16 protein-coding genes, 1 pseudogene and 1 riboswitch are annotated in these 15353 nt (G+C 50.6%); all 17 genes and pseudogenes read left to right on the top strand.

What is annotated here, in order from left to right; genetic code table 11:
- The 17 genes and pseudogenes from speB to EGV91_RS03610 all read left to right on the top strand — a co-directional run bounded on the left by speB (window position 1) and on the right by EGV91_RS03610 (window position 15353).
- Window positions 1–873 carry an agmatinase gene (speB, locus tag EGV91_RS03685; RefSeq protein WP_135500826.1) on the top strand — a complete coding sequence of 291 codons (873 nt, stop codon included), beginning with the start codon at window positions 1–3 and terminating at the stop codon, window positions 871–873.
- Window positions 874–1137: 264 nt separating this feature from the next.
- Window positions 1138–2381 (top strand): annotated as a pseudogene (locus EGV91_RS03680) (cation:proton antiporter).
- Window positions 2382–2468: 87 nt separating this feature from the next.
- Entirely contained in the window at window positions 2469–2966 is a 498-nt protein-coding gene (locus tag EGV91_RS03675) for an antibiotic biosynthesis monooxygenase family protein (protein WP_135500825.1), read from the top strand.
- 174 nt (window positions 2967–3140) lie between these two features.
- Window positions 3141–3551 carry a YwiB family protein gene (locus EGV91_RS03670; protein ID WP_135500824.1) on the top strand — a complete coding sequence of 137 codons (411 nt, stop codon included), beginning with the start codon at window positions 3141–3143 and terminating at the stop codon, window positions 3549–3551.
- Window positions 3548–5209 (top strand): arginine--tRNA ligase, encoded by a 1662-nt coding sequence (gene argS, locus EGV91_RS03665; RefSeq protein ID WP_135500823.1) that lies wholly within the window; start codon window positions 3548–3550, stop codon window positions 5207–5209. Before EGV91_RS03670 ends, argS begins: the two co-directional genes overlap by 4 nt.
- Before the next feature lie 44 nt (window positions 5210–5253).
- Window positions 5254–5441: riboswitch (cobalamin riboswitch) on the top strand.
- Window positions 5442–5673: 232 nt separating this feature from the next.
- Entirely contained in the window at window positions 5674–6642 is a 969-nt protein-coding gene (locus EGV91_RS03660; RefSeq protein ID WP_135500822.1) for an ABC transporter substrate-binding protein, read from the top strand.
- Between the two features lie 7 nt (window positions 6643–6649).
- Window positions 6650–7627 carry a FecCD family ABC transporter permease gene (locus tag EGV91_RS03655; RefSeq protein ID WP_421958238.1) on the top strand — a complete coding sequence of 326 codons (978 nt, stop codon included), beginning with the start codon at window positions 6650–6652 and terminating at the stop codon, window positions 7625–7627.
- Window position 7628: 1 nt separating this feature from the next.
- Window positions 7629–9089 carry an adenosylcobinamide amidohydrolase gene (locus EGV91_RS03650; protein WP_135500820.1) on the top strand — a complete coding sequence of 487 codons (1461 nt, stop codon included), beginning with the start codon at window positions 7629–7631 and terminating at the stop codon, window positions 9087–9089.
- Entirely contained in the window at window positions 9086–10039 is a 954-nt protein-coding gene (gene cbiB, locus EGV91_RS03645) for an adenosylcobinamide-phosphate synthase CbiB (RefSeq protein ID WP_135500819.1), read from the top strand. The genes EGV91_RS03650 and cbiB overlap by 4 nt, the downstream gene beginning before the upstream one ends.
- On the top strand, window positions 10026–10331 hold the full coding sequence (locus tag EGV91_RS17330; RefSeq protein WP_241666098.1) for a hypothetical protein: 306 nt from the start codon (window positions 10026–10028) through the stop codon (window positions 10329–10331). Before cbiB ends, EGV91_RS17330 begins: the two co-directional genes overlap by 14 nt.
- Complete coding sequence (locus EGV91_RS03640) at window positions 10322–11104, top strand: pyridoxal phosphate-dependent aminotransferase (RefSeq protein ID WP_241666097.1); 783 nt, start codon at window positions 10322–10324, stop codon at window positions 11102–11104. Before EGV91_RS17330 ends, EGV91_RS03640 begins: the two co-directional genes overlap by 10 nt.
- Window positions 11086–11634 carry a bifunctional adenosylcobinamide kinase/adenosylcobinamide-phosphate guanylyltransferase gene (locus EGV91_RS03635; protein WP_135500818.1) on the top strand — a complete coding sequence of 183 codons (549 nt, stop codon included), beginning with the start codon at window positions 11086–11088 and terminating at the stop codon, window positions 11632–11634. The genes EGV91_RS03640 and EGV91_RS03635 overlap by 19 nt, the downstream gene beginning before the upstream one ends.
- 4 nt (window positions 11635–11638) lie before the next feature.
- Window positions 11639–13093 carry a cobyric acid synthase gene (locus EGV91_RS03630; RefSeq protein WP_135500817.1) on the top strand — a complete coding sequence of 485 codons (1455 nt, stop codon included), beginning with the start codon at window positions 11639–11641 and terminating at the stop codon, window positions 13091–13093.
- Complete coding sequence (cobS, locus tag EGV91_RS03625) at window positions 13090–13860, top strand: adenosylcobinamide-GDP ribazoletransferase (RefSeq protein ID WP_135500816.1); 771 nt, start codon at window positions 13090–13092, stop codon at window positions 13858–13860. The genes EGV91_RS03630 and cobS overlap by 4 nt, the downstream gene beginning before the upstream one ends.
- Window positions 13833–14417 carry a histidine phosphatase family protein gene (locus EGV91_RS03620; RefSeq protein ID WP_135500815.1) on the top strand — a complete coding sequence of 195 codons (585 nt, stop codon included), beginning with the start codon at window positions 13833–13835 and terminating at the stop codon, window positions 14415–14417. Before cobS ends, EGV91_RS03620 begins: the two co-directional genes overlap by 28 nt.
- Window positions 14369–14794 carry a bifunctional adenosylcobinamide kinase/adenosylcobinamide-phosphate guanylyltransferase gene (locus EGV91_RS03615; protein WP_135500814.1) on the top strand — a complete coding sequence of 142 codons (426 nt, stop codon included), beginning with the start codon at window positions 14369–14371 and terminating at the stop codon, window positions 14792–14794. Before EGV91_RS03620 ends, EGV91_RS03615 begins: the two co-directional genes overlap by 49 nt.
- Entirely contained in the window at window positions 14766–15353 is a 588-nt protein-coding gene (locus tag EGV91_RS03610; protein WP_135500813.1) for a cob(I)yrinic acid a,c-diamide adenosyltransferase, read from the top strand. The genes EGV91_RS03615 and EGV91_RS03610 overlap by 29 nt, the downstream gene beginning before the upstream one ends.

Raw genomic sequence — 15353 nt, 5'->3', positions numbered from 1 at the left:
ATGCGCTTCGACGAAACGTATTCAGGCAAAGTATTCATCAAAAGCCATCCGAACTATGAAGAATCCAAAGCTGTGCTTTACGGCATGCCGATGGACTGGACAGTCAGCTACCGTCCCGGGTCGCGCTTTGGACCGAATAAAATCCGTGAAGTATCGATCGGGCTGGAAGAATACAGCCCGTACCTTGACCGCGAACTCGGCGACGTCAAATTCTTCGACGCTGGAGATATTCCGCTGCCATTCGGCAATCCGGAAAAATCCCTTGTTGAAATCGAAACGTATGTGCACACGCTTTTAGCCGACGGGAAAATCCCGATGGGCATGGGCGGCGAGCATCTTGTGTCGCTGCCGGTCATGAAAGCCGTTGCCAGCAAATACGACGATTTAGCAATCATCCATTTTGACGCGCACACAGACCTTCGAGAAAACTACGAAGGCGAAGAATATTCCCATTCCACGCCGATCCGCAAAATCGCGGACCACATCGGACCGAAGAACGTTTATTCATTCGGCATCCGTTCGGGCATGAAAGAAGAATTTGAATGGGCGAAAGAAAACGGCATGCATTTGTCTAAATTCGAAGTGCTTGAACCGTTGAAACAAGTGTTGCCAACACTTGCAGGACGCAGCGTCTACGTCACGATTGACATGGATGTTCTCGACCCGGCGCATGCGCCAGGGACAGGCACAGTCGACGCGGGCGGCATCACGTCGCGCGAATTGCTCGCGTCAATCCACGCCATTGCCGCGTCAGGCGTCAATGTTGTTGGATTCGACCTTGTTGAATTGGCACCGGTCTACGACCATTCCGACCAAACTGCAAATACTGCAAGCAAACTCATCCGTGAAATGATTCTTGGCTGGGTAAAATAATCGAAAAAAGGCCGGCCTGGAAATTTCCAGGCGGCCTTTTTGAAATTTTCATCGGTAAAAGCTAGCCTGCTTGGAAGTGATCTTAGAGATGAAAATGGGAAATTTTTTGGGCATTGACTGCGTTGGAAAAACAATAGGAAAGCAAACTTCATTCGGTACGCTGAGCAGCTTGGCAACAAGTAAACAAGTTGATTTAGCTAAAATGTTTACAAGCTCAGTTTTTGAGAAATGGAAGGGATAAAAGGCAGATGGGAGCGCGGGAGCATGCATGATTTCAATGAAGTGTTTATCCAGATTCTGATACTGCTGGCCATTGCGATTTCCGTAGTTGGAGTTGCCAGGAAAATCAAGCAGCCGGATGCAATTGCGCTCGTACTGGTCGGCCTCTTTTTAGGGATCGTGAATTTGCCGATCCCTATGATCGACCAGGCAGAAGCATTCATTACGCAATCAAATGTCTTCCAAGTCATCATCATCTCGCTGTTCCTGCCCATCCTCCTGGGCGATGCGACTTTGAAACTGCCGGTCCACGATTTATACAAGGAGAAAAATACGGTGATCGGGATGGCGCTGGGCGGCACTTTACTTTCCTTTATCATCATCGGCTTTGCCGGACTTTTTTTGCTGGGGCTGCCGATTGCCGTGGCTTTTACATTTGCTGCCTTGATGAGCGCAACCGATCCGATCAGTGTATTGTCCATTTTTAAATCTGCTGGTGTATCCAAGAAGCTGTCCACCATCATGGAAGGGGAATCGCTGTTCAATGACGGCATTGCGATTGTGCTCTTTCAGATATCTTCCCTGTATTTATTGACGTATATCGAAATGGGCTGGGCGGGCGTCGGAAGCGGAGTCTGGCTGTTTCTGCGCTTTGCCGTAGGCGGCGTCATCGTGGGCCTCATACTTGGTTTTATCTTTTCGCAAATTATCCGGTTCTATGATGATTATCCGTTTGAAATCGTCGTATCTGCATTATTGTTCTTCGGCAGTTATTTCATTGCTGAACATTTCCATGTTTCTGGAGTCATCGCCGTTTTGTCAGGCGGTTTTGTTTTCGGTGAGTATGGCGCCCGAATCGGGATGACAGAAATAACTGAACGGAATATCAATTCCTTTTGGGATGTCATCGCTTTGATTGCGAACTCGCTCATTTTCTTGATTGTCGGCCTTGAAATCCGCAATATCGATTTTAGAGGGCATTGGGAAATCATTTTCTATGCGATTCTCATCGTCATCGGAGCACGGGTCATTGCACTGTACCTTAGCACCATGCCAGCAAAAAGCCTCAATAGGAAGGAGCGGATCTTGCTGAATTGGGGCGGGGTGAAAGGGAGTCTTTCCATCGCCTTGGCAGTCTCAGCCTTCAATCGAGCTTTGATGGAAGGGAGACGGTACTGCTCCTGACATTCGCCGTGGTTCTGTTTTCGTTGCTCGTCCAGGGCTTGACGATCAAGCCGCTCATCCGAATACTCGGATTTAGTGAAAAAGGGCGAAAGTCGGGTTTGTAAAGGAATTGCCAGTGGTGCTGTCGATAGATTCTTTTGGGCAGACGAGATAAAATAGAAGGGAATGAAGAATTGAAAGAGGTGCTGGCAATGGAATTGTATAAATGGACGGGAAACAGCGACCAAGAGGCAGCAATGCTAGATGCCGCTCCGAATGCACAGCTGATTTGCCTGGCAGACAATGGCGAATCGACGGTGCTTTTTGAAAGCAAAGGAGAGACGCCGCCACAAGGTTTTGAAGCGTTTGAAGTATTGAATGCAGTCGGCGACATCAACGACGGCTATTTTGCTGTGTTCAATAATATTCCAGTAACGGATGAAGGCCGCGAGATTTTCGAATCGCGTTTCCAGAACCGGGCAGGCAAGGTGGAAGGGGAGCCTGGTTTTGCAGCTATCCGCGTATTGCGGCCGCTGAACTCAGATACATACATCATCCTGACGATGTGGAAAGACGAACAATCGTTTAAAGACTGGCAAGCGTCGGAATCTTATGGCCAGGCGCATGCGAAACGTGGAACGGCAGACGGCATCGACAAGAGGCCGAACATCTTTGCGCGCCCTTCTTTTGTGAAAACGTACAAGAGATAATTCCATGCAAAAGCAGGTTTTATTGGATGGATGTGAAACCACTCTTCGGAGTGGTTTTTTGTATTTCTGCCCGTTTTTGGGTGTTTTGTGCATATTCCGCCAAAGCCTTAATTGAAAACAAGCGCGGAATCGAGCTATAATGGAAAGGCTATTACTTAAAGGAGGCGGGGCGGCATGAGAAAATTGGTAAAAATCAAACTGACGACCATAATCCGCCAGCCGGACGTGGAAGAACAGACGATTGAAATGTGGTCTGAAGGAACGATGACGGTGAAAAATGACCGGCGTTACTTGCAGTATGAGGAGCGGCAGGATGAACTGGACATCAAGACCACAGTGAAGATCGGGGAACAGGATGCCGTGATTATGAGAAGCGGAGGCCTGCAGATGCGGCTGCCGTTTTTATTGCATACAGAACAGACTGGCAATTTAACGAACGAACACGGCTCGTTCATGCTGACGACGAAAGCGCATGAACTCTCAGCCAGCGACGCACATTTTAAAGTCCGCTACGATTTGGCGATGGGCTCGAGTCACGTTGGCGAATACGAAATGGAAATTCAATTTACGGAGGGCAAACAATGAATGCAGTAGAAAAAGTGCAGCACGCAATCAAACAAGCAATCAGCGAGGCAGTTCAAAAAGCCGAATTGACGGCAGAACCGGTGGATGTTTTCCTGGAATCACCGAAAGACAAAGCGAACGGCGACTATGCGACGAATATCGCGATGCAGTTGGCGCGCGTAGCTAAAAAAGCGCCGCGTGTCATTGCGGAAGCAATCGTTGAAAATATCGACAAAGAAGCGGCGAACATCGAGAAAATCGAAATCGCCGGCCCAGGATTCATCAACATCACGATCAAAAAAGATTATTTGCAGGACGTTGTGAAATTGGTCCTTGAGCAGAAAGCAGATTACGGTCGCAGCACATCAGGCGGCGGCGAACGCATTCAAGTGGAATTCGTTTCGGCAAATCCGACAGGCGACCTCCATTTGGGGCACGCCCGCGGTTCTTCAGTCGGCGATTCGTTATGCAACGTTTTGGATATGGCCGGCTATGACGTGTCACGCGAATACTACATAAACGATGCAGGCAACCAAATCAACAATTTGGCATGGTCGATCGAAGCGCGTTATTTTGAAGCACTTGGACAAGAGCTGAACATGCCGGAAGACGGCTACCGCGGGCAGGATATCAAAGACATCGCAGAAGAGCTGGTCAAAGAACATGGCGATAAATTCGTGTCCTTGTCGAAAGAAGACCGTTTCGAAGCGTTCCGCAAGCATGGCTTAAAAGTGGAACTTGCGAAATTGCAGAAAGATTTGGCTGATTTCCGCGTCGAATTCGACGTCTGGTTCTCGGAAACGTCTTTGTATGAAAAAGGCGAAATCGAAATCGCATTGGACAAGCTGCGCGCCAATGGCCACATTTTTGAAGAAGGCGGGGCAACTTGGTTCCGTTCGACTACATTCGGCGATGACAAAGACCGTGTATTGATCAAAAACGACGGCTCATTCACTTATCTATTGCCGGATATCGCTTACCATGAAGACAAATTGTCGCGCGGCTTCGATAAGCTGATCAACATTTGGGGAGCGGACCATCATGGCTATATCCCACGCATGAAAGCGGCGATTGAAGCATTGGGCTACGACCGCGACACGCTTGAAGTGAGCATCATCCAGATGGTGCAATTGTACAAAGACGGCGAAAAGATGAAGATGAGCAAACGTACCGGCAAAGCGGTGACGATGCGTGAATTGGTGGAATTGGTCGGCTTGGATGCGGTCCGTTATTTCTTCGCGATGCGCTCAGGCGATTCGCATATGGACTTCGACTTGGATTTGGCTGTTTCGCAATCCAACGAGAACCCAGTCTATTACTCGCAATATGCGCACGCGCGCATCAATTCAATCCTGCGCCAAGCGGAAGAACAAGGCTTTATCGCATCAACTGACAATTTGAGCCTCTTGGCTTCGGAAAAAGAAATCGATGTTCTGAAGAAAATCGGTGATTTCCCGCAAGTCGTAGCAGATGCTGCGAAACAGCGTGCTCCGCACCGCGTCACAACGTATATCCATGAGCTGGCGGCAAACTTCCACAGCTTCTATAATGCCAATAAAGTCCTCGACACTTCAGACGAAGACATGACGCGTGCACGATTGGCGCTCATTACGGCAGTGAAAACGACAATTGCCAATGCTTTGAAGCTTGTCGGCGTCTCCGCTCCGGAAAAAATGTAAGCGACACGAAAAGTTTTTCGTGTATACTATTGGTGTAAGGCAATCGAATATTCATTCATAAAGGTGCTTATGTCTAAGAACATGAGTTAAAAGGGAAGCCGGTTCGATTCCGGCGCGGTCCCGCCACTGTAAGTGAGAGCAAGCTGCAACAATGCCACTGAAGCAAAACTTTGGGAAGGCGCAGCAAGCGATGATCACAAGCCAGGAGACCTGCCTTTATGACAACGCCCACATAGCCTGCGAGGACCGGCTGGATGTACATGCTTTTTTATGTCGTCCTTTCAATCCCTCGCAGAATTTGCGGGGGATTTATTTTTTTGTTGAAAAACGCAGCGCCTAGTCCCTCGGGGTCTTAAGCCGCCTCGCCTGTGCGGTGAAATACGCCGCTTCGGCGATTCGCCTTAAGCCTGTCTGGACTGGACAGGCGCTTGCGCTTTTCAGAATAGAAACGGAGGATTTCACAGATGAAGAAGATTTGGCAAGTTGGATTAAGTACAGGTTTGGCGGCATTATTATTGGCAGGGTGCGGAGAAGAAGCGGCACCGGCACAGGAAGAAACTGCACCGGCAGAAACACCGGCAGCGGGAGAAGCTGAATTCCCGGTGACATTGACGGATGCAGTTGGCGAAGAAGTGATAATTGAAGAAGAGCCGAAGGCGATTGTCTCGATGATTCCTTCAAATACAGAAATTGCTTATGAACTTGGGCTTGGCGACAAAATGGTCGGCGTGTCTGATTTTGATAATTATCCGAAAGAAACTGCAGAAGTTGAGAAAATCGGCGGGCAGGAATTCAATGTTGAAAAAATCATCAGCTTGAATCCGGACGTGGTATTGGCGCATGAGTCCGGAGTTGCTGTAGGAGAAGCGGGGCTTCAGCAAGTCCGCGACGCGGGTATTCCGGTTTATGTGGTGCAAGAAGCGACCAGTTTTGATGAAGTGTATGAAACGATCTCGATCATCGGCCAAGCGACTGGCGCAACAGAAGAAGCGGAAACATTGGTGTCTGACATGGAAGCAGAAGTAGCGGAAGTAAAAGAACAAGCAAGCGCGGTTGAAGAACCGAAATCCGTATTTGTCGAAGTCGGAAGCACACCGGATATCTACACAACGGGCAGCGGGACGTTCATCGACGAAATGCTGGATATCATCAATGCTGAAAACATCGCTGCCGATCAGGAAGGATGGGTCAGCATGGATCCAGAAGCGATTGTCGATGCGAATCCTGAAGTGATCATCTCAACAGAAGGTGCCTATGTGCCCGATGCTGTAGAAAAAATTAAAGCACGCAGCGGCTTTGCCGAAGTGGCCGCAGTGAAAGAAGAAGAAGTGTATAACGTGGATTCAGACCAAGTAACCCGTTCAGGCCCGCGATTGACGGCAGGTTTGATGGAATTGGCAAAAACGGTTTATCCAGAGGTTTTCAGTGAGTAAAAAAGTAATTGCCTATTTCGTCTCTCTTTTTCTTTTGGGAGGCGCCGTGGTGCTGGGCGTAACGGTCGGGACGGTGTCGATATCGCCGGTTGTCATTTGGAATCCGGCATCGGATGAAGGAGCAGCTAATATCTTATGGAATATCCGCATGCCCCGTGTAGTGCTGGCAGGTCTTGTCGGCGCCGCGCTGGCCATTGCGGGTGCAGCATTCCAAGGGCTTCTCAAAAATCCATTGGCTGATCCCTACACGTTAGGAGTGTCTTCCGGTGCCTCAGTCGGCGCCGTGATGACACTCTTTTTCGGCATTTCCATCCCTTTTCTCGGCATTTATACATTGCCTGTGATGAGCATGTTAGGAGCGCTCGTAACGATGCTCGCCGTGATGGCGTTTGCGAAGCTGGTGGACAAAGCAATGAAAATGGAAACTGTTATTTTGACCGGCATCATTTTCAGTTCATTTCTCGGTTCGCTCATCTCGCTGATGATCGCTTTGACCGGTGAAGAGCTGCGCCAGATCATCGGATGGCTCCTCGGCAGCGTTTCGATGCGCGGCTGGCCGTTTGTCCAAATGGCGTTGCCATTCATCTTGATCGGTTCGTTTATCCTGTGGCTCAACCGCAGGGAGTTGAATGCCATGCTGTTCGGCGAAGAACGGGCGCAGCATCTCGGCGTCGATGTGAAAAAGCGCAAGATGATGATTTTGGTCAGCGGTTCGGTGCTGACAGGAGCAGCTGTCGCTGTCTCCGGCACCATCGGTTTTGTCGGCCTCGTCGTACCGCATATGGTGCGCCTCGTATGGGGCTCGGACCACCGCCATGTGCTGCCGCTGTCTTTTATCAATGGAGCAGCGTTGCTCATCGTCTGTGATCTTGTATCGCGGACAATCATTTCCCCAACAGAATTGCCAATTGGCGTAATTACTGCATTTATCGGCGCACCGGTCTTTGCTTTCATCTTTTTCCGGCAGCGCAAAGGAGTGGCTTAACATGCTGAAAATAACGGAACTTACCGGCGGCTATGGAGACAAGACCATTGTTAAAGGCGTTTCTTTCGAAGTGCCAAAAGGCAAAATGCTGGGTATTTTGGGTCCGAACGGCAGCGGAAAATCCACCATGATGAAATTGATCAGCGGCGTTCTTCCAGCCAAAAGTGGAATGGTTGAGATTGAAGGGCGGGCTATCAGCGAATTCGGAGCGAAAGAATTGGCGAAGAAAATGGCTGTTCTGCCGCAGCTGCATGCACACGCGTTTGCCCATACAGTCCGGGAAACCGTCTCTCTCGGCAGGTACCCGCACCAAAGCGGCTGGTTTGCCTCGTGGTCTCATGAAGACGAAGCGGCCGTTGCCGAGGCGCTGCGTTTGATGGATATTCAGCAGTATGAACATACGCCAATTGACCAATTGTCAGGCGGAGAGCAGCAGCGGGTGTTCGTCGCCCAAGCACTTGCACAGAATGCGAAAATCCTGTTATTGGATGAACCGACCAACCATCTCGATATCAATCATCAGCGGGAATTGCTGGATACCATCAAACGGCAGGCAATCGAAAAAGACTTAACAATTATTTCTATTTTCCATGACATCAATCTCGCTTCCATGTATTGCGATCAATTATTGCTTCTCGACAAGGGGCATGTGATGCGCATCGGAGAACCCCATGAAGTGGTGCGGGAACAGGATATTGAAAGGGTTTACCAAGCTCGTGTCAGCAACCATCCGCATCCCGAATTGCCGAAACCCCAGATTACGCTGCTTCCGGGAGTTGAACGGCCGCGGTCGGCATCGGCGATCCGGGCGGAGGACTTTTCAATTTCAGCGGAAATGGTGCTGTACGAAAGTGATGTGCCCTTGAAAACCGTATCTTCCGCTGTTATCAACGCAGGAGCGGGCTGGTACCGTACCTTTATCAACCGCCATGTGGATATGGATTACAACATCGATGACAGCTTAAGCGAGATGACCCGGTTTATCGAAGAGCGGGGCTTTAAGCCGACCGATACTGTGGGCATGATGACCGCTATAAAGACAGAGCATGTCATCATCAAAGAATTTCCCTCTTCGTTCGGTTCTGTCGTCATTGCGGTGACAGCTGGCGTCGGCAATGCAGTGGATGTATCAAAAGCGATCGAAAGGCCACTCGGAGTCGGAACAATCAACACCTGGATTTTGGTCAATGGCGCCTTGTCGGATGAAGCATTCATCCAAGCGATGATTACGGCTACTGAAGCGAAAACAAAAGCGCTGCATCAAGAAGGCGTCAAAGATCCGCTGACAGGAACGATTGCGACTGGAACATCTACAGACAGCTGTCTGGTGGCAGCGACTCAACAAGGCGCGATCCTGCCTTACGCTGGCCCGATTACAGAGCTTGGTGGGTTGATCGGATCGGGCGTCTACCAATGCACGATTGAAGCGATCGCGCTTTACAGAAAGGCGAAAATGCAATGATTGGCCATCTTTCCGCAATCGCGCTTGGAATGGTGATTGACCGGCTTGTGGGCGATCCTCCAACGTGGCCGCATCCGGTGCGCTGGATCGGGAACGGGATAAGCCGATTAACAAAACGCTGGAACCAGGAACCTCACGCGTTCCGCAACGGTTTCCTGATGACAGCATTTATTGTGGCGATCACATTCGGCAGCGTGTTTCTGCTTGTGAAAAGCGCTTATGCCTGTCATTGGGTGCTGGGAATTTTCGTAGAAGGCGTCTTGATCGCTTCAGGTTTGGCGCAAAAAAGTTTAAAGGACGCTGCAGAAGAAGTCTACAAGCCTTTGATTGAAGAAAATTGGACACTTGCTAGAGAAAAGCTGTCTTGGATTGTCGGCCGGGATACGGACGCATTGGATGAAAGTGAAATTACGCGGGCAGTGGTCGAAACGGTTTCGGAAAATACGAGCGATGGCGTGACGGCCCCGTTGTTTTGGGCGTTCCTTCTTGGAGCTCCCGGGTTGTGGTTTTACAAAGCTGCCAATACATGTGATTCGATGGTGGGCTATAAAAACCAGGAGTTTGAAAAATTCGGTTTTGCTTCAGCGCGCCTGGACGATCTTTTGAACTTCATTCCGAGCAGGATTACTGGAGCGTTGATCCTGATCCTGACAGAGAATAAAAGAAGCCTGACGTTTCGCCAGCGGTTTGCCGAATGGCACACAGACGCCAAGAAGCATCCCAGCCCGAACAGCGGCTGGCTGGAAGCAGCAACAGCGATTCAATTGGGAATTGAGCTGGGCGGCTTCAATACATATAAAGGCATCGTTTCGGAACGGGCTCGCATGGGGGTCCCGGTCTACCGGCTGGAAGCTGCCCATATCCGTGATGCCGTCAGCCATATGCAAACAGCGGCCATTTGGTTTTTCATTCTATTTGCATTAGGAGGAATTCTCATTGAAATTGCCTGACCATGGTGCAAATCCGCACAAATTATTTGAACAAGCAGGGGTGGAGCAGCCGCATTCGATTGTGGATTTCAGTGAAAATGTCCATCCTTTTGGGCCGCCGGCTTTTGTGGAACAAGCCTGGCCGGACCTGCTCGAACAGATTCGCCGATACCCGGACCCGGATGGGGAACCGTTTCGCAGCGCGGCAGCAGCGTACCATGAACTTGAAACGCATTGCGTGGCGGCAGGAAACGGCGCTGCAGAGATTTTCACCTGGCTTTCGCGCGCTATCGCGGCAAACGGGTGGTATTGATTGAGCCGGCTTTTTCCGAATACCGGAAAACCTTGGAGGCAGAAGGCGCTGACATCGCCACGGTGCAATTAACAGCAGACAATAGCTGGCGCATGGAGCTGGAGAAAGTGGCGAAAGAGCTCGCAGGCAGCACAGCGCTTTATCTATGCAACCCGCATAACCCGACCGGCAGGATGCTTACACATCCTGAGCTGGTTTTTCTGGCAGAAGCATGTGAGGCAGCAAACTGTGAACTGGTATTGGATGAAGCATTTATTGACTTTGCGGGGGAGCAGCACTCGTTTATCGGGCGGCAAAAAGAGTTTTCGAATCTGATTATTGTCCGGTCGATGACGAAGATGTATGCGATTCCCGGCCTGCGCCTCGGATATGCCATCGCAGATCCGGCCATCGTAGCGGAACTCAAGCAAGGCGCTGCCCACTGGAACGTCAATGCGATTTCAGCAAATCTTGGATCGCGCTGCTTCGAAGAGGCGGAATACCGTAAGCAAGTGGTGGAAGCAGCGAACCGGGAACGGCAGCAAATGGAACGGTTTTTACGGGAGCATGGCTGCGAGGCGACTGATTCGGCCGTGAATTTCTTGTCGTTCCGGCTGCCGCCAGAAAAGGATGCTGAAAAGTTTTTCATGGACATGCTGGCAAAGGGATTGGTGTTGAGGCATACGAAATCGTTCCGCGGTATGGAAGGCGAGTGGTTCCGCATCGGCATGAAAGCGCCGAAACAGATGATTCAGCTGCGGGAGGCGATCAGCGCATGGCTGGAAACAAAATGATTTTTATCAGCGGCGGCGTCCGCAGCGGCAAAAGCGCATGGGCGGAAAATAAAATTCTCCACGCTAAAGCCCGGAGGAGTATCTACCTTGCGAGTGGAAGAGCTTATGACAACGAAATGGCACAGCGGATTGAGCGGCATCGCCAAGACCGCTTCTATGATGGCTGGACGACCATCGAACAGCCGATTCATCTTGAAGAGGCGCTGCCCCGATTGAAGACTGGAGACGCGGTCCTTTGGGATTGCGTGACGACTTGGCTGGCCAATGAATTATACGCAGGCTGGGAAACCGGCACGCCTTGTGCGGCACAGCCCGGCTGCATGGAGAAAAAATGGGCAGCGCTGCAAGAGACGCTGCACGGGATTCGAGCAGTTTCAGAACTGCTGGTTGTGGTATCGAACGAAGTCATGGATGATTTTATTCGCGATGAACCGTATCAGCGCTGGCTCGGACGAATCCATCTGTGGCTCGTTGCTGAGTCAGAGGAAGCTTTTGAAATGGAAAATGGATTTGCTTATAAAAGGAAGTGACCGCATGAAGGGCATAATGATCCAAGGAACTTCATCAGATGTCGGGAAAAGCATGATTTGCACCGCCTTGTGCCGTATTCTTGCCGATGAAGGCAGGAAAGTGGCGCCTTTCAAGTCGCAGAACATGTCCAATAACTCTTACGTTACTGTATTAGGCGAAGAAATCGGGCGTGCTCAAGGCGTTCAAGCTGAAGCGGCGGGGATAATCGCGACGGTCGACATGAATCCGATTTTGCTGAAGCCGGAGAGCAGCATGAAGTCGCAAGTGATCTTGTTCGGCAAAAAAACGCTGGTTCTGGATGGGATGGATTACCGGCAGCGGTTTTACGAAAACGGAAAAGCGGCGATTGCACAGGCACTTGCCAATTTGGAAAAAACGTTCACCCATGTGGTCATTGAAGGCGCAGGCAGCCCGGCGGAAGTCAATCTGAATGACCGCGACCTGGTGAATATGGCTGTGGCTGAATATGCCGATGTGCCGGTGATCCTTGTTGCCGACATCGAACGAGGCGGCGTCTTTGCGTCCATCATCGGCACGCTGGCACTTGTCCCGAATCCAGAGCGGGTGAAAGGTTTGCTCATCAATAAATTCCGGGGCGATATCCGGTTATTTGAAGATGGAATCCGATTTTTGGAAGAATATACTGGTTTGCCGGTGTTCGGGGTAATCCCGTATTTGCCGGATCACCGGATCGAACAGGAAGATTCGCTTGGCGTGCGTGAGCTAGTGAGGCAAACTCGTGAAAATGCAGTGGATGTCGCGGTATTGAAACATCCATACTTATCGAATTTTACTGACCTCGAGCCGTTGTTCATGGAACAGGATGTTGCCTTGCGGTGGATTGAAAAGGTGGAGGAAATCGGCCAACCCGATATTTTGGTCATCCCAGGCACTAAAAGCACAATTGCTGATTTACGTTATTGGAAACAGCAGGGGCTTGCAGAAAAGCTGCAATCGCTTCAGCACGAATGCTGGATTGTCGGCTTATGCGGGGGTTATCAAATGATGGGGGAATTGTTGCGCGATCCAAGTGGCTTTGATGGCACGGCTGTAGACATTGAGGAAGGATTGGGCTTGATCGCTGGCATGGAGACCGTATTCATGGAAGAGAAGCTTGTCGCCAGGCGCAGCGGAAAAGTGCGGTTTTCCGGTCAAGAAGCAGCCGTGGAAGGCTATGAAATCCATGCCGGCAGAACGGCAGAATCGTCATTGCCGCTGATCCATTTCGAAAACGGGACAGAAGGTTATCTTTCAGGCAAGATTCTCGGCACGCATCTCCACGGATTTTTTGCACATGCGGAATGCCGGAATGCGTTTTTGGCGCCGATCCGGAAGAGCAGAAATTTACCGGAACCGGAAGCTGCAGTTGAAGTCGACCGCTATGGCCTGTGGGCGGAGCATGTAAAGGCCCATATTGACTGGCCAGCAGTAAGGCAATTGATTGAGGTGTTCAAATGAGGGGGCATATCGGTTCAGGAATTGCGCTCGCCTTTCAATTTTTTTCGGTGGTTCCGGTGAAAAAAGCGTTGCCCATGGAAAAGCGGGACATTACAGTCATGTACATGGCGTTGCCGCTTTTAGGGACGGTGATGGGGGCAGCTGCACTGGCACTGGCATTTTTGTTTCAGGAATACACCGATGCCAGCCCATTGCTGGGTGCATTTTTGCTCGTATTCTTTTTCTTTGCGGCAACCGGAGGACTCCATTTGGATGGGCTGGCTGATACGGCAGATGCCTACTTTTCGTATCAGAACCGGGAAAAACGGCTGGAAATTATGGGAGATCCGAGAATCGGGGCGTTTGGAACGATGGCGCTCATCTTTGCAGTCGCAGGAAAGGTGATCGTGCTTGCAGAAGTTTTAGTGGATCTGCCGCTGATATGGCTGATGATTGTTCCGTTGCTTTCCCGAACCGGTTTGCTGATTTTATTCAATTGGACGAAAAGCGCTAAAAAAGATGGATTGGCTGCTTTCTTCCAACAACGAGCAGAAAAACGATGGCTTTCAGTGGCTTCCGCCAGTTATCTGCTCCTTGTAGCCGCACTGCTTTTGTATGCGGGCGGCTGGTTCGTGGCATTTGCCGTTTTGGCGGTTTTTCTTCTTTTCCTATTTTTATACAGGCGCTGGTGCTCGCGGAACTTCGGCGGCATGACGGGAGATCTGTTCGGGGCTTACGTGGAAGGAGCCGAAATCTTGTTATGGACAATGTGTTTATTCTTCATCTGATTCGCCATGCACCAACAGCCGGCAACAAAGAAAAGCGTTACATCGGCTGGACGGATGAACCGGTGCTGCCATTTGAAGGCGAAAACAATCCTTTTGTCCGGAACGTGTGGGGCAGCGATTTGATGCGCTGCCGGCAGACCGCCAAAGTTCTCTTTCCAAATGCGGTTTACCATGCCGATCCGGACTGGCGGGAATGCCATTTCGGCAAATGGGAGCGGAAAACCTATGAGCAATTGAAGAACTGCCAAACCTACCGGGATTGGATTGATGATCCGGAAGAAACCGCGCCGCCGGAAGGCGAGAGCCTGAAGCAACTCGCCATCCGCATTGACAGAGCGGTCCGTTCGCTTCCGGAAGGAAATGAATTCACGATTGTGACGCATGGTGGACCGGTTCGCTATCTGGCAGCAAAAGCGACCGGCCATGCTTTTAATCAGCAGACTGCGCTTCATGGCCATCGCTATAGCATCACTTGGCAAAGCAGGAAAGCTTATGAGGAGGGGCAGCAATGCATATCGTATTCGGCGGCGCCTTTAACGGCAAACGCCAATTTGTAAGAGGGCTGCCGGGATGCAGGGAAGCAGCTTGGTTCGAAGGCGAATTGCCTCGCGATTCTATTCCTGGGGCCGTCGTAGCCGGATTGGAGCTTTGGGTGAAAAGGCAATTGGAAAATGGTACGGATGAAAGGGAGCTCAATCGATTGGTACAAGATGCCATAGCGCATCAGAGACCCCGCCAAATCTGGATTTTAACGGACATCAACCGGGGCATCGTGCCGGCAGACCCGCTCGAACGGGAATTGCGTGATGTGCTTGGCCGTTTGTACCAGCAATTATTTTTGCAGGCAGCATCGGTTACGCGGATTTGGTACGGCATACCAGAAACTTTAAAAGGAGCGGATTTGCATGAGAATTTACACAAGAACGGGCGATAAAGGACAGACAGGTTTGATCGGTGCGCGTGCGGATAAAGACGATGCGCGCGTCGAAGCATACGGCACGATCGATGAAGCGAATTCGTTCATCGGCAAAGCGATGACGGAATTGGATCCGGAAATCTATGCAGATCTGCTTGCAGACCTCGAAGCGATTCAAAATGAATTATTCGATTGCGGCGGCGATTTGGCGGATGTGCGAAAAGAACCGCAATTTAAAATGACCGAACAGCCAGTCGCTATTCTTGAATCGCGCATCGATGATTTGATGGATGAGCCGCCGTTGCTGGAACGTTTTATCTTGCCGGGCGGTTCGCCAGCAGCGGCGACTTTGCATATTGCACGGACCATCACGCGCCGGGCGGAACGCCAAACTGTAACGCTGATGAAAAAAGGTGAAGATTTTCCGCCGGTCGTCCAGCGTTATTTAAACCGCTTGTCGGATTATTTATTTGCCGCTGCACGTGTGGCCAATTGCCGCGTAGGTGTTCCTGACAATGAATACGTCCGCAGTGCAAAAGTGTTTAAGAACGGCGGACGCGGAAAAAAGAGTGAATAA

This window comes from Planococcus koreensis, assembly GCF_004761975.1.
In the GTDB taxonomy this organism is placed as follows: domain Bacteria; phylum Bacillota; class Bacilli; order Bacillales_A; family Planococcaceae; genus Planococcus; species Planococcus koreensis.
The sequence above is the reverse complement of the archived record's forward strand: the minus strand, read 5'-3'. Positions and strand labels throughout refer to the sequence as shown.